The 12,646-nt window shown below is 72.5% G+C and carries 12 protein-coding genes; 6 read left to right on the top strand and 6 right to left on the bottom strand.

All coding sequences use genetic code 11. From position 1 onward, the window contains the following. Positions 1 to 201 precede the first annotated feature (201 nt). Together R2B67_RS04685 and R2B67_RS04680 are read left to right on the top strand one after the other, a co-directional pair. On the top strand, positions 202 to 1,710 hold the full coding sequence (locus tag R2B67_RS04685) for a pyridoxal phosphate-dependent decarboxylase family protein (RefSeq protein WP_317816568.1): 1,509 nt from the start codon (positions 202 to 204) through the stop codon (positions 1,708 to 1,710). A 49-nt stretch (positions 1,711 to 1,759) separates the two neighbouring features. Beyond that, a complete protein-coding gene (locus tag R2B67_RS04680; protein WP_317816567.1) occupies positions 1,760 to 3,145 on the top strand; it encodes a lysine N(6)-hydroxylase/L-ornithine N(5)-oxygenase family protein in 1,386 nt (461 codons plus the stop codon). Positions 3,146 to 3,219: 74 nt separating this feature from the next. Here the strand turns inward: R2B67_RS04680 and R2B67_RS04675 are convergent, their stop codons facing one another. Together R2B67_RS04675 and R2B67_RS04670 are read right to left on the bottom strand one after the other, a co-directional pair. Further along, the gene (locus tag R2B67_RS04675) at positions 3,220 to 4,182 is read right to left on the bottom strand and encodes an electron transfer flavoprotein subunit alpha/FixB family protein (RefSeq protein ID WP_317816566.1); all 963 of its coding nucleotides are present in this window, start codon (positions 4,180 to 4,182) and stop codon (positions 3,220 to 3,222) included. A 58-nt stretch (positions 4,183 to 4,240) separates the two neighbouring features. After that, the gene (locus tag R2B67_RS04670; RefSeq protein WP_317816565.1) at positions 4,241 to 5,026 is read right to left on the bottom strand and encodes an electron transfer flavoprotein subunit beta/FixA family protein; all 786 of its coding nucleotides are present in this window, start codon (positions 5,024 to 5,026) and stop codon (positions 4,241 to 4,243) included. Between the two features lie 187 nt (positions 5,027 to 5,213). On the opposite strand from R2B67_RS04670, the gene R2B67_RS04665 reads away from it, so the two are divergent. Then, complete coding sequence (locus R2B67_RS04665) at positions 5,214 to 5,942, top strand: TetR family transcriptional regulator (RefSeq protein ID WP_317824779.1); 729 nt, start codon at positions 5,214 to 5,216, stop codon at positions 5,940 to 5,942. A 169-nt stretch (positions 5,943 to 6,111) separates the two neighbouring features. Further along, positions 6,112 to 6,477 (top strand): Zn-ribbon domain-containing OB-fold protein, encoded by a 366-nt coding sequence (locus tag R2B67_RS04660; protein ID WP_018513521.1) that lies wholly within the window; start codon positions 6,112 to 6,114, stop codon positions 6,475 to 6,477. An 82-nt stretch (positions 6,478 to 6,559) separates the two neighbouring features. Here the strand turns inward: R2B67_RS04660 and R2B67_RS04655 are convergent, their stop codons facing one another. The 4 genes from R2B67_RS04655 to R2B67_RS04640 form a co-directional block, all read right to left on the bottom strand. Further along, on the bottom strand, positions 6,560 to 7,255 hold the full coding sequence (locus R2B67_RS04655; protein WP_317816564.1) for a type 1 glutamine amidotransferase domain-containing protein: 696 nt from the start codon (positions 7,253 to 7,255) through the stop codon (positions 6,560 to 6,562). Positions 7,256 to 7,483: 228 nt separating this feature from the next. Continuing rightward, a complete protein-coding gene (locus tag R2B67_RS04650) occupies positions 7,484 to 7,990 on the bottom strand; it encodes a GbsR/MarR family transcriptional regulator (protein ID WP_109980239.1) in 507 nt (168 codons plus the stop codon). Between the two features lie 154 nt (positions 7,991 to 8,144). After that, the gene (locus tag R2B67_RS04645) at positions 8,145 to 8,951 is read right to left on the bottom strand and encodes an efflux permease Rv1217c-related protein (RefSeq protein WP_109980240.1); all 807 of its coding nucleotides are present in this window, start codon (positions 8,949 to 8,951) and stop codon (positions 8,145 to 8,147) included. Positions 8,952 to 9,024: 73 nt separating this feature from the next. Continuing rightward, a complete protein-coding gene (locus R2B67_RS04640) occupies positions 9,025 to 9,981 on the bottom strand; it encodes an ABC transporter ATP-binding protein (RefSeq protein ID WP_317816562.1) in 957 nt (318 codons plus the stop codon). Between the two features lie 190 nt (positions 9,982 to 10,171). Here R2B67_RS04640 and R2B67_RS04635 point away from each other — a divergent pair, with 190 nt between their 5' ends. Then, positions 10,172 to 11,017, top strand: a complete 846-nt coding sequence (locus tag R2B67_RS04635; protein ID WP_317816561.1) for an inositol monophosphatase family protein — start codon at positions 10,172 to 10,174, stop codon at positions 11,015 to 11,017. Between the two features lie 139 nt (positions 11,018 to 11,156). Beyond that, complete coding sequence (locus R2B67_RS04630) at positions 11,157 to 12,572, top strand: phytoene desaturase family protein (RefSeq protein WP_317816560.1); 1,416 nt, start codon at positions 11,157 to 11,159, stop codon at positions 12,570 to 12,572. The last annotated feature ends 74 nt before the right edge of the window (positions 12,573 to 12,646 follow it).

Raw genomic sequence — 12,646 nt, 5'->3', positions numbered from 1 at the left:
GGGGCACGCGCCCCCGACTCGGTTCGGCGGCAGGCCGGTTCGCCAGGTCCGGCCGACCGGAGTGCGTTCTTCCCCAACGGTGGAGTTAGGTTAGCCTAACCAGCGAATCCCGGTTGTGGATCTTGCACTCCGATCGAAGGGCTTCGCCATGGAGCGTGCTCAGGGCCTGCTGTCCGCCGAACTCCCCGTGCGGCGTGCGGCGTGAGCGCCGGTACGGGAGCCCCGCTCGCGGGCGGCGTCGACGGACCCGGCCATCTGCGCGCCCTGACCGCGGTCGTCCTGGACACCCTGGAGTCCGCCGCCCGGGCCCGGGGCGGACCGCTGCCCGCCGGAGGACCGGACGAGGTGGCCCGGCGGACCACCGCCCTGGCCGCACCGGTGCTGCCCGAGGAGGGCATCGGCGCCGAGGCCGCGCTCGCGGACCTGGTACGGGCCGTCGCCGAGGGGGCCGCCGACCCGGCCGACCCCGCGTGCGTCGCCCATCTGCACTGCCCGCCGCTGGCGGTGGCGGCCGCGGCGGAGCTGGCGGGGGCCGCACTGAACCCGTCGATGGACTCCTGGGACCAGGCACCCGCCGCCGGGGTCATCGAGAAGCTGACCAGCGCCGCACTGGCCCGGCTCGTCCACCCGGAAGCCCCCGCGCCCGACGCCCTCATCACCAGCGGCGGCACCGAGTCCAACCTGGTCGCCCTGCTCCTCGCCCGCGAACGGGCGGCGCCCGGCCCGCTGCGTGTGGTGACCGGGGCCAACGCCCACCACAGCGTGCACCGCGCCGCCTGGATGCTCGGCCTGCCCGCCCCCGCCATCGTTGCCTGCCACGACGGCCGCATCGACCCCGCCGCCCTCGACCGCACCCTGGCCGGGCTCGGCGGCGGACCGGTCCTGGTCGTCGCCACCGCCGGGACCACCGACGAGGGGCGCATCGACCCGCTCCCCGAGATAGCCCGGATCGCGGAGCGGTTCGGAGCCGAGCTCCACGTCGACGCGGCGTACGGCGGGCCCCTGCTGTTCAGCGAGCGCCTGGCGCCCCGGCTCTCGGGGCTCGACCGGGCCGTCTCCGTAACGCTCGACCTCCACAAACTCGGCTGGCAGCCGGTCGCCGCCGGAGTGCTCGCCGTCGCGGACACCGCCCTGCTCGCCCCGCTGTCCCTGCGCGCCGACTACCTCAACGCCGACGACGACACCGAGGCCGGGCTCCCCGACCTGCTGGGCCGCTCGGTCCGTACGACCCGGCGCCCCGACGCCCTGAAGATGGCGGTCACCTTCCGGGCGCTGGGACGCCGGGGACTGAGCGAACTGGTCGAGCACTGCGTACGTACGGCGGAGGAGTTCGGCCGGGCCGTCGACGCCCGGCCCGCACTGCGCCGCCGGCCCGGCGCGATCGGGATCAGCACCGTGCTGTTCCGGCCGGTGGTGGCCGACGAGCGGGAAGCGGAGGCCGGGGACGCCGTCGTCGCCGAGGTCCGCCGCACCCTGCTCATGGACGGCCGGGCCGTCCTCGGACGGGCGGTGGCCGAAGACGGCGACGGGAGGCGCCGGCTCTGGCTCAAGGCCACGTTGCTGCACCCCGCCGCCGCGAGCGCCGACCTGCTTCCGCTGCTCGACCTGGTGACGGAGGCGGCGGAGCGGGCGGCGGCGGCCGAAGACGGCAACAGCCTTTCCGCCGCCGGCGGTACCGGCGCCCCGGCGGCGGAAAGGCTGTCGCCATGACGTTCGCCATGACGTTGCTGACGCGCACGAATTCCGTTGGAGGAACCCGATGACGCCCGGACCGCGAACCCCGCCTCTCGATCTGCTGGGGGTGGGCGCAGGGCCCTTCAACCTGTCGCTCGCCGCACTCGCCGACGGCGTACCCGGCCTGCGCAGCGCCTTCCACGAACAGCGCACCGCCTTCCACTGGCACCCCGGCCTGCTCATCGAAGGAGCGACCCTCCAAGTCCCGTTCCTGGCAGACCTGGTGAGCCTGGTGGACCCGATCAGCCCCTGGTGCTACCTCAATTACCTCAAGACGCGGCGCAGGCTCTTCCCGTTCTACTTCGCCGAGCGCTTCCACATCCACCGCTCCGAGTTCGACAACTACCTGCGCTGGGTGAGCACCGAACTGCCCTCCACCCACTTCGGCCACCGCGTCGACGCCATCGCCTGGGACGCGGGGGAGAGCGCGTTCGCCGTCGACTTCACCCGGCTCGGACCGGACGGCGAGAGCCTCGGGAGCGGGCTCACCCACACCCGTAACCTCGCCCTCGGCGTCGGCACCGCGCCCCATGTCCCCGAGCCGCTGAGGGCCCTGGAGGCGGACTCCGTACCCCTCGTCCTGCACTCCGCCGACTACCTCGCCCAGCGGGACCGGCTGCTCGCCGCCCGGCACGTCACCGTCGTCGGGTCGGGCCAGTCCGGCGCCGAAGTCCTGCTGGACCTGCTGCGGTTGAGGCCGGAGGGCGCGGAGGGGCTCACCTGGCTCGCCCGTACCCCGGCCTTCGCGCCCATGGAGTACAGCAAGATCGGCCTGGAGCAGTTCACCCCGGACTACACGCGCTACTTCCACGGGCTCCCGCAGGCCACCCGGGACCGCCTGCTGCCCAGCCAGTGGCAGCTCTACAAGGGGGTCAGCGGGGACACCCTCGGGGACATCCACGACGAGCTGTACCGCCGCAGCCTCGGCGGCGGCTGGCCCGACGTGACCCTCACGCCCGGCATCGAGGTCACCGGCGCCACCGTCACGGGGAGCGGCCGCATCGAACTGGCCGTGGAGCACGGCCAGCAGGAGGCCCGGGGCAGGCTGACCACGGACGCGGTGGTCCTCGCCACCGGGTACCGGGAGCGCCCCGTCGACACGCTGCTCGCCGCGATGGACCCGTACATCGTCCGCGACGACGCCGGGCGCCCGCAGGTCGACGAGGCCCAACGGCTCGTCCTGGCACCCGAGATCGACGGATCGGTCTTCGTGCAGAACGCGGAACGGCATACGCACGGGGTCGGCGCCCCCGACCTGGGCCTGGCCGCCTGGCGGTCCGCCGTCATCATCAACGCGCTGACGGGCAAGGAGACTTACCCGCTGCCGGACCGGACGGCCTTCACCACGTTCGGACTCGGTGCGGACGACCGGGGTGGCGTACCGAGCCGCATAGCCGAAGAGCGGCGGTAGTACGGCGCTGGGCCGCGCGGTGGGGTGCACCGTGCGGCCCAGGCGGGTGTTGTTCGTGTGTTTGCTTGGGTGTGTCAGCCCTTGCGGGTGTTGATCTCTTCGGTGAGCTGGGGGACGACGGTGAAGAGGTCGCCGACGACGCCGTAGTCGACGAGGTCGAAGATCGGGGCCTCGGCGTCCTTGTTGACCGCGACGATGGTCTTCGAGGTCTGCATCCCGGCCCGGTGCTGGATCGCGCCGGAGATACCGGAGGCGATGTAGAGCTGGGGGGAGACGGACTTGCCGGTCTGGCCGACCTGGGAGGTGTGCGGGTACCAGCCCGCGTCCACCGCGGCCCGCGAGGCACCCACCGCGGCACCGAGGGAGTCGGCGAGGGCCTCGATGAGGGGGAAGTTCTCCGCACCGTTGACGCCACGGCCGCCGGAGACGACGATCGCGGCCTCGGTCAGCTCCGGGCGCCCGGTCGACTCACGCGGCGTACGGGAGGTCACCTTCGTCCCCGTGGCGCCGTCACTGAACGACACCGACAGGGCCTCGACGGTGCCGGCGGCGGCGGCGGGCTCGACGGGGGCGGAGTTCGGCTTGACCGTGATGACCGGAACCCCCTTGGAGACCCGGGACTTCGTGGTGTAGGAGGCGGCGAACGCGGCCTGCGTCGCGACCGGACCCTGCTCACCGGCCTCCAGGTCGGTGGCGTCGGTGATGATCCCGGAGCCGGTCCGCAGCGCGAGACGGGCGGCGATCTCCTTGCCCTCGGCCGAGGACACCACCAGCACCGCCACCGGGCCCACCGCGTCGAACGCGGCCTGCAGCGCGTCGACCTTCGGCACCACCAGATAGTCCGCGAACTCCGGGGCATCCGCGGTCAGCACCTTCACCGCACCGTGCTCACCCAGCACACCCGCGGTGCCCTCCGCGCCGGCACCGAGAGCGACGGCTACGGGGTCACCGATCCGGCGGGCCAGCGTCAGCAGCTCCAGGGTGGGCTTGCGGACCGCACCGTCCACGTGATCGACCAGAACAAGAACTTCAGCCATGACAACGCACTCCAGACGAGAGAAGAGAAGAAGGAGGGGACAGACAGGGGGCCGGGGCCTAGATGAACTTCTGGCCCGCGAGGAACTCGGCGAGCTGCTTGCCGCCCTCGCCCTCGTCCTTCACGATCGTGCCCGCCGTCCGCGCCGGACGCTCGGTCGCCGAATCGACCGCGGTCCACGCACCCGCCAGACCCACCTCGTCCGCGTCCAGGCCCAGATCGTCCAGATCCAGCGACTCGACCGGCTTCTTCTTCGCCGCCATGATCCCCTTGAACGACGGGTAGCGGGCCTCGCCGGACTGGTCGGTCACCGACACCACCGCCGGGAGCGAGGCCTCAAGCTGCTCGGAAGCGGTGTCACCGTCACGCCGCCCGGTCACCACACCACCGTCCACCGCGACCTCGGAGAGCAGCGTCACCTGCGGCACACCCAGACGCTCCGCCAGCAGCGCCGGCAGCACACCCATCACACCGTCGGTGGAAGCCATCCCGCAGATCACCAGGTCAAAGCCGGTCTTCTCGACCGCCTTCGCCAGAACCAGCGACGTACCGATCACATCGGTGCCGTGGAGATCGTCGTCCTCGACGTGCACAGCCTTGTCCGCACCCATCGACAACGCCTTGCGCAACGCGTCCTTGGCATCCTCCGGACCCACCGTCACCACGGTGATCTCCGCATCGTCCGCCGCATCCGCGATCTGCAACGCCTGCTCGACCGCGTACTCGTCCAGCTCCGACAGCAGACCGTCGACATCATCACGGTCCAGCGTCAGGTCATCGGCGAAATGCCGGTCACCGGTCGCGTCGGGCACGTACTTCACACAGACAACGATCCTCAAGCTCACGCCGGCTCTCCTGCCTACCTGGGTGTGGTCCCCTGCCGATCGGGCCCGGTCCCACCTGGGTGTGGTTTCTAAGGGTGACCTTATGGTACTCAGTACCCTCTGTAAAGGTACCCAGTGCCAAAACCCTCCTTCCGATGCTACGTTTCGCCGCATGAGCGAGGCACGCGGACCCGAGAAGAAGGCACCCATGCGGGAGGTGCTCGCCCAGGCTGCCTTCCAGCTCTTCCTGGAGCGGGGTTTCGAGCGGACGACGGTCGACGACATCGTGGCGCGGGCCGGGGTGGGGCGGCGCTCCTTCTTCCGGTACTTCCCCTCCAAGGAGGACGTGGTCTTCCCGGATCATGAGCGCTGTCTCGCCGAGATGACGGAATTCCTGGCCGCTGTGGACGACGGCGATCCGGTGGGCGCGGTGTGCGACGCGGCGCGGATCGTGCTCCGGATGTACGCGGCCGACCCCGAGTTCTCCGTACAGCGCTACCGGCTCACCCGGGAGGTGCCCGGACTGCGGACGTACGAACTCTCCGTGGTGCGCCGGTACGAACAGACGCTCGCCGGTCACCTCCGGGGCCGCTTCGGGGCCGACGGTGACGGGGAGCTGAGGGCCGAGGTGATCGCCGCCTCCGTGGTCGCCGCGCACAACAACGGGCTGCGGCTGTGGCTGCGTTCGGGCGGTGCGGGGGATCCCGAAGCGGCTGTGGATCATGCCCTAGACCTGGTACGGGATGTGTGGGAGCGGCCCGCCGAGCCCTCGCCCGCGCTGGAGGAACAGCTTGAGAGGCGGCTGGAGAAACCGGTGCCGGCCGGCGGCATCACCGCCGGATCCGGCGACAACGAGGTCATCGTCATGGTGGCCGCCAAAGGCACCCCCATGTGGCGCGTCGTGCAGCAGATCGAGGCGGCCGTCGGCGAGAGCTGAGCGGGTCCGGCGGCGGCACCGGACCACAGGCGCGGCAAGAACTCGGTAATAATCGGCACTCAGTGCCTTTACTCTCCGGCACTCAGTGCCATATGGTGCGGACGCGCCGTCAGCCAGGTGCGGCGCGTCCGAGTCGAGCGCAGGGGGTCGATCCGTGTCTCAGGCAGGAATGGGCACCGTCCAGAAGGCGCACGAGGAGTGCGGCCTCTCCTACAACCGCTGCCGCTGGTGCGGCACCGCCTCCTTCCGGCGGTTGCTCTGCCCGGTGTGCGCGTCCAGCGAACTGGAGCCGGAACGCACCACCGGCCACGGGGTGGTCGTACGGACCGCCGTGGTCCACCGCTATACCGAGGCGGCGCGCAACGAATCCCTGGTCCGCTTCCCCGAGGGTTTCGTCTTCCGCTGCCAGGTCGTCGGCGCCGCACCGCAGATGGTGACGGTCGGCGCCCGCGTGAAGCCCCTCGCGGGGGAGGAGCCGGACTCGGGCGCCGTGGTCCTGGAGCTCTGCGAGCCGCCGGGGCAGCGGGACTGGTGACGCCCGCGCACACGTGGCCGTACCAGCCTGACCGGCCGTACCACGCCGGGCCGGGGCGCGGGCGTCACGGGAGCGGTCCCGGTCAGCCGATCCGCTTCAGCAGCTCCTCGGCCAGCGGTGTGGAGGAGGCCGGGTTCTGACCGGTCACCAGGTTCCGGTCGGTGATCACGAACGGCGCCCAGGGCTCGCCCTCCTGGAAGTCCGCGCCGAGCGCCACCAGCCGGTCCTGGAGCAGCCACTTCGCCTTGTCCGCGAAGCCCGCCTGGGTCTCCTCGGCGTTGGTGAAGCCGGTCAGCCGGTAGCCGGTGAACGCGTTGGTGCCGTCCGGACCCGTGGCGGCCAGCAGCGCCGCCGGGGCGTGGCAGACGACGCCGAGCGGCTTGCCCGACGCCAGGGTCTCGGTGAGCAGCCGGCCGGAGGCCGGGTCCACCGCGAGGTCCTCCATCGGGCCGTGGCCGCCCGGGTAGAAGACGGCGTCGTACGCGTCCAGGTCCACGTTCTCCAGCGCGACCGGCCGCCGCAGCTCCTCGAACGCCTCAAGACCCGCCGCCACCTTGTCGGCGCCCTCCTGGCCGCCGTTGACGTCGGGGGTCAGGCTGCCGCGGTCCACGGTCGGGACGACGCCGCCCGGGGTGGCGACGACCACCTCGTGACCGGCGCCGGTGAACACCTGGTACGGGGCCACGGCCTCCTCGGCCCAGAAGCCCGTCGGATGGGCCGTGCCGTCCGCCAGGGTCCAGTGGTCCGCGCCGGTCACCACGAAAAGGATCTTTGCCATGTCGTACATCTCCGTTGGTCGGGGTGGCTGACCAGGCCGACGGTAGGCCCGGTCCGGCCAGGATCGGCGCCCCGCCGACGTGTACCGGAAAGAGGCTTCCGACGGGTCGGCGGCGATCGGCCGTCCGGCGGATCGCCTGCCCCCGGCAGCCCGTCCGAATCATCCGGAGACGGCCGGCGCGATCATCCGGGACGGTCGGCACGCCCCGGCGCCCGCCCCCCGGCCGGGTCAGGACGTGGTGCGCCGGGCTTCCCAGTCGGCCACCAGCGCCTCGGTCTGCTCCACGAACCCGCTGAACAGGTCGGCGAGCGAGGCCAGCCGGTCCCTGGCCTCGCCGTGCGCCACCGGGATGCCCGAGCTCAGCGTCTCGGTGAACTTGCGCATATGGGCGTTGTTCACCAGCAGCAGGTGCTGAAGGTCGCCCACCGCCTCGTAATCGATCCGCCTGCTGCCGGGCCTGGTGGAGCGCCGCACCAGGGTCCAGGCCTCCAACTGGCGGGCGGCCACGCTGAGTCCGCTCTTGGCCTGGCCGAGCTCGCGGGTCATGGTGTCGAGGTCCACCGGCTTGTTGCGCAGCAGGAGGTAGCCGAAGAGGCGGCCGGTGGCCTGGGGGAGGCCCCAGCGCTCCATCAGCGAGCCCATCTCGCTGATGAAGGAGGCTTCCCCCGCGCTGAACCCGTCGGGTCCGGGGGCCGGGGACGATCCGGCGTCGGGCGTGCTGTCGTGGTCAGTCATGGTCTCGCTGGGTTCTCAGGCCTTGAGGAAGGCGACGGTCAGCCGGTGGCCCGCCGAGCGGATGTTACGGGAAGTGGCGGGGATCCGGGAAAGGGCCGGCCCGGCGCCTCCGGGGGAGACGCCGGGCCGCTCCGGGCGGGCGCGGACCCGCTGGTCAGGCGTTCTTGATGTCGCGCCGGTCCACCGCGTACGTCCCGGCGGCGACGACCACGGCCGAGACGGCCACCAGCAGCGCGACCCCGCCCCACGGGACGCCGTTGACCAGCGGGTCGCTGCCCAGCGCCCACTCCCAGGGGGAGACGTTGGCCAGCGGCTCCAGGGCGTCGGACATCGGCGCGATGCCGTGCAGCAGGTACCCGACGACGAGCACCCCCGCCGCCACGCCCAGCGCGGGACCGCGCCCGAGGCCGAACCCGACGATGGCGTACGCGATCCCCGCGTGCAGCACGGCCAGCAGGGCGACGGTCAGCGTCACCGCGGCCACCCCGCCGGTGGAGACGTCCATGTCGTACGAAACCACCGAGCCGTACACCGACAGCCAGACCAGCACGCTGGTGAGGGCCAGGCCGAAGGCCACGCAGAGGAAGCGCACCAGGAAGACCTGGCGGCGGGCCACCGGCAGTGCGAGCAGCAGTTCGAGCCGCCCGGCCTCCTCGTCGCCCCCGGTCAGGGCGGCGGTGGCGGTGACGGCCATCAGGCCGAGGAGCAGCGGCAGCAGGACCGCGTACAGATTGCCCTTGAGATAGCCGCTGGCGCTGGCGATCTGGTCGACCCCGAGCGCGGCGGCCAGCTCCGGCGACAGACCTGTGGAGAAGTCCTCCAGGGCGCCGGAGCTCTCCATCGAGGGCCAGGCGCCGACGACGGAGAGTGCGAGCAGGACCAGCGCGGCCGACCAGGCGATCAGGGTGCGCTTCTGGATCTGTACTCCGCGCCGGAAGATCTCCGAGCTGGGCGATGACATGTGTTTCCCTTCCGGCCGGCCCGGGGGAGCGGCCTTGATGACTGTTGATCCGTGGCGGTGGCGGCCGGCTTCGCTACCGCGCCGGATCGGCGGCCAGGGAGGGCTCCTCGGCGGTGGAGCTCCGGCTGCCGGGGACGTCCTGCTGGTAGTACTCCAGGAACGCTTCCTCCAGGTCCGGTTCGGGCGCGGTGAGGGTGGTGATCCGGTGGCCCGCCAGCAAGGTCAGCAGCGCGTCGGGCGAGCCCGCCCAGGCCAGGGAGACCTCCTGGCCCTCCGGCCGGCGCCGCTCCACGGCCGATGCCCCGTCCAGGGCGGCCAGCGCGTCGAGCGGCACGTCCTGGCCCTCCGCGAAGGTGATGTGGAAGCGCTGCGCGGCCTGACGGCGCAGCTCGCGCGTCGGCCCGGAGGCGGCGAGCTTGCCGCCCTGGAGTACGGCGACCAGGTCCGCGACCCGCTCGACCTCGGAGAGGATGTGCGAGGAGAGCAGCACGCTCTGCCCGTGCTCCCGGGCCTCCTCGACGGTGGTCAGGAACACCTGCTGCATCAACGGGTCCAGCCCGTTGGTCGGTTCGTCGAGGATCAGCAGCTCCGGCCGGGCCATGAAGGCGCCGACGAGGCCGACCTTGCGGCGGTTGCCGGTGGAGAGCCCGTGCACCTGCCGGGACGGGTCGACGCCGAACCGCTGGACCAGCTCGTCCCGGTAGGAGGTGTCGGTCAGTCCCCGCAGCCGCGCCCAGGAGGTCAGCGTCTGCTCGATGGTCAGCCGTTCGTCCAGCCGCAGTTCGCCGGGGAGGTAGCCGATGCGCCGCCGGACCTCGGAGTCGGTCGGGTCCTGGCCGAACACCCTGACCTGGCCCGACGTGGGCCGGGAGAGGCCCATGAGCATACGGAGGGTGGTGCTCTTGCCCGCTCCGTTGGGGCCCAGGTAGCCGTAGATCACGCCCAGGGGGACCGTCAGGTTCAGTCGGCTCAGCGCGGTGAAGTCACCGAACTTCTTGGTGACATCAGTACATTCGATGAGAGGGGTCACGTCTCTTCTGCTCTCTCCTCTTGCGTCTTGTCTTGCGTCCTGCGTCCACACGTACAGCTCGTTCACTGATTACTGAATCTGATCAACGAGACTATCGGCGCAGCTCACCTGCTGCAACGGAATGCTCACCTCCAGTGGCCCGAAACGCTCCGGTCCGAAGGGCCCCGGCGGACCGTGCTTAGCTGGAGCCATGATCGATGACTTCCTTTACGGAACCGCCGGGCCCACCGGACCGCTCGCCGAGGTCGAGGCGGTCGTGCGCGCCGCGGCCGCGGCCGAGATCATGCCGCGCCACCGGAAGCTCGCCGCCCACGAGATCATCGAGAAGAGCGGCCCGCACGACCTGGTCACCGCCGCCGACCGGCTGGCCGAGGAGCACCTCACCGCCGCCCTCACCAAGCTGCTGCCCGGCTCGGTCGTCGTCGGCGAGGAGGCCGTCCACGCCGACCCCGCGGTCTACGACGCCCTCGGCGGCGACGCCCCGGTCTGGATCGTCGACCCGGTCGACGGCACCCGCCAGTTCGTCCGGGGCGAGGCCGGTTTCTGCACCCTGGTCGCCCTCGCCCTGCACGGCGAGGTCCACGCCTCCTGGACGTACGCACCGGTCCTGGGCGAGATGGCCGTCGCCGTACGCGGCCGGGGCGCCACCCTGAACGGCACGCCGGTGCGCTCCGGCGCGCCCGCCCCCGGCGCCGTACTGAACGTGGCGATGTCGCACCCCGACTACACCACCGAGGCGCAGAAGCGGGCCCTGCTCGGCCTGCGCACCGAAGGCATCGCCCCCCGCCCCTGCGGCTCGGCCGGGCTCGAATACCTGGCGGTCGCCCGTGGTGCCCAGGATGCCGTCGCCTTCAACTGGGAGCTCGCCTGGGACCATGCGGCGGGCCTGCTCCTGGTCACCGAGGCGGGGGGCGCCCAGGCGACCCTGTCCGGTGCCCCGTACCGGATCGCGGGCGGCAATGACCTGCCGTTCACGGCCGCCCGCGACGAGGCCACCGCCCAGCGTGTCCTGGCCGCCCTGAGGGCGGGCGGCTGACCCACCCTGGGCGGCTGACCCACCCTGGGCGGTCCGGCCCGGCCCCTTGCCGGGCCGGGCCCGGGGTCCCCGCGTCCGCGCTTTCGGTGGGCCCGAATACCCTGGGGTTCCGCCTGCCGGCCGACGAAGGAGTCCCAAGGTGACGTCGATGCTCGATGCGGTCGTCGTGGGGGCCGGGCCCAACGGGCTGACCGCCGCCGCCGAACTGGCCCGCAGGGGCTTCGCCGTGGAGGTCCACGAGGCGCACGACACCGTCGGCGGAGGCGCCCGCACCGAGGAGCTGACGCTGCCGGGGTTCCGGCACGACCCCTGCTCCGCCGTGCACCCGCTCGGCATCGGCTCGCCCGCGTTCCGGGCGATGCCCCTGGCCCGGCACGGCCTGGAGTGGCTGCACCCCGAGGTCGACCTCGCCCACCCCCTTCCCGACGGCACCGCCGCAGCCCTCACCCGCTCCGTCGGCGAGAGCGCGATGACGCTCGGCCCCGCCGACGCGGGCGCCTACCGCCGCCTTGTCGCCCCCTTCACCGGCCGCTGGGACACTCTGGCCGCCGACTTCCTGCGCACCCCCTGGGACGGCCTGCCCCGCGACCCGTACCGGCTGGCCCGCTTCGGCCTGCTCGGCCTCCAGCCCGCCACCTGGGTCTCCCGGCGCTTCCAGGGCGAGAAGGCGCGCGGTCTCTTCGCCGGGCTCGCCGCCCACGCCATAGCCCCCACCAGCGGCTTCGCCACCTCGGCCATCGCCCTCGTCTTCGCGCTCGCCGCCCACGAGAACGGCTGGCCGGTGCCGCGCGGCGGATCGCAGGCCATCTCCGACGCCCTCGCCTCCTACCTCCGCGAACAGGGCGGGACCATCCGCACCGGCAGCGAGGTCAAGCGGCTCGACGAACTCCCGCCCGCCCGCGCCTACATCTTCGACACCTCGCCCTCCGCGCTCGCCCGTATCGCCGGCCTCGGCTCCGCCTACAGCCACTACCGCTACGGCGCCTCCGCCTTCAAGATCGACTACGCGCTCTCCGGCCCCGTCCCCTGGACCGCCGAGGCCGCCCGCCGCGCCGGCACCGTCCACATCGGCCCCGACGCCCGCACCATCGACACCGCGCTCAGGGCCGCAGTCGACGGCCGCGACCCCTCCGTCCCCTTCCTCATCACCGCCCAGCCCAGCCTCACCGACCCCTCCCGCGCCCCCGAGGGACGCCACGTCTTCTGGGTGTACGGACATGTCCCGGCCGGCTGGGAGGGCGACGCCACCGACGTCATCGAACGCCAACTGGAGCGCTTCGCCCCCGGATTCCGCGACCTGGTGCTGGCCCGCGCGGTCTCCGGCCCGCCCGAACTCGCCGCCCGCAACGCCAACTACATCGGCGGCGACATCGCCTGCGGAGCCTTCTCCGGCCTCCAGACCCTGATCCGCCCCAAGCTCGCCCGCGTTCCGTACGCGACCGCGCACCCGGCGGTCTTCCTCTGCTCCTCGGCCACCCCGCCCGGACCCGGTGTGCACGGCATGTCCGGCCACCACGCCGCCAAGGCCGTATGGCGCAGGCTGCGCGCCGCCTGAATCAGCCGCCGCGAGCAGGGCGGTGCCGTCCCGCGGGCCCGGTCCGCGTGAGCGGGCGGCACGGGCGCGTCGAG

This window comes from Streptomyces cyaneofuscatus, from assembly GCF_033109485.1.
Taxonomy (GTDB): domain Bacteria; phylum Actinomycetota; class Actinomycetes; order Streptomycetales; family Streptomycetaceae; genus Streptomyces; species Streptomyces cyaneofuscatus.
This window is presented reverse-complemented; position numbering and strand designations above follow the sequence as displayed.

Excerpts from the sequence above, each read along its gene's own strand:
- R2B67_RS04675 (WP_317816566.1), bottom strand. The coding sequence starts at position 4,182 with ATGGCTGAAGTTCTTGTTCTGGTCGATCACGTGGACGGTGCGGTCCGC.
- R2B67_RS04665 (WP_317824779.1), top strand. The coding sequence starts at position 5,214 with ATGCGGGAGGTGCTCGCCCAGGCTGCCTTCCAGCTCTTCCTGGAGCGG.
- R2B67_RS04635 (WP_317816561.1), top strand. The coding sequence starts at position 10,172 with ATGATCGATGACTTCCTTTACGGAACCGCCGGGCCCACCGGACCGCTC.
- R2B67_RS04680 (WP_317816567.1), top strand. The coding sequence starts at position 1,760 with ATGACGCCCGGACCGCGAACCCCGCCTCTCGATCTGCTGGGGGTGGGC.
- R2B67_RS04660 (WP_018513521.1), top strand. The coding sequence starts at position 6,112 with ATGGGCACCGTCCAGAAGGCGCACGAGGAGTGCGGCCTCTCCTACAAC.
- R2B67_RS04655 (WP_317816564.1), bottom strand. The coding sequence starts at position 7,255 with ATGGCAAAGATCCTTTTCGTGGTGACCGGCGCGGACCACTGGACCCTG.
- R2B67_RS04645 (WP_109980240.1), bottom strand. The coding sequence starts at position 8,951 with ATGTCATCGCCCAGCTCGGAGATCTTCCGGCGCGGAGTACAGATCCAG.
- R2B67_RS04650 (WP_109980239.1), bottom strand. The coding sequence starts at position 7,990 with ATGACTGACCACGACAGCACGCCCGACGCCGGATCGTCCCCGGCCCCC.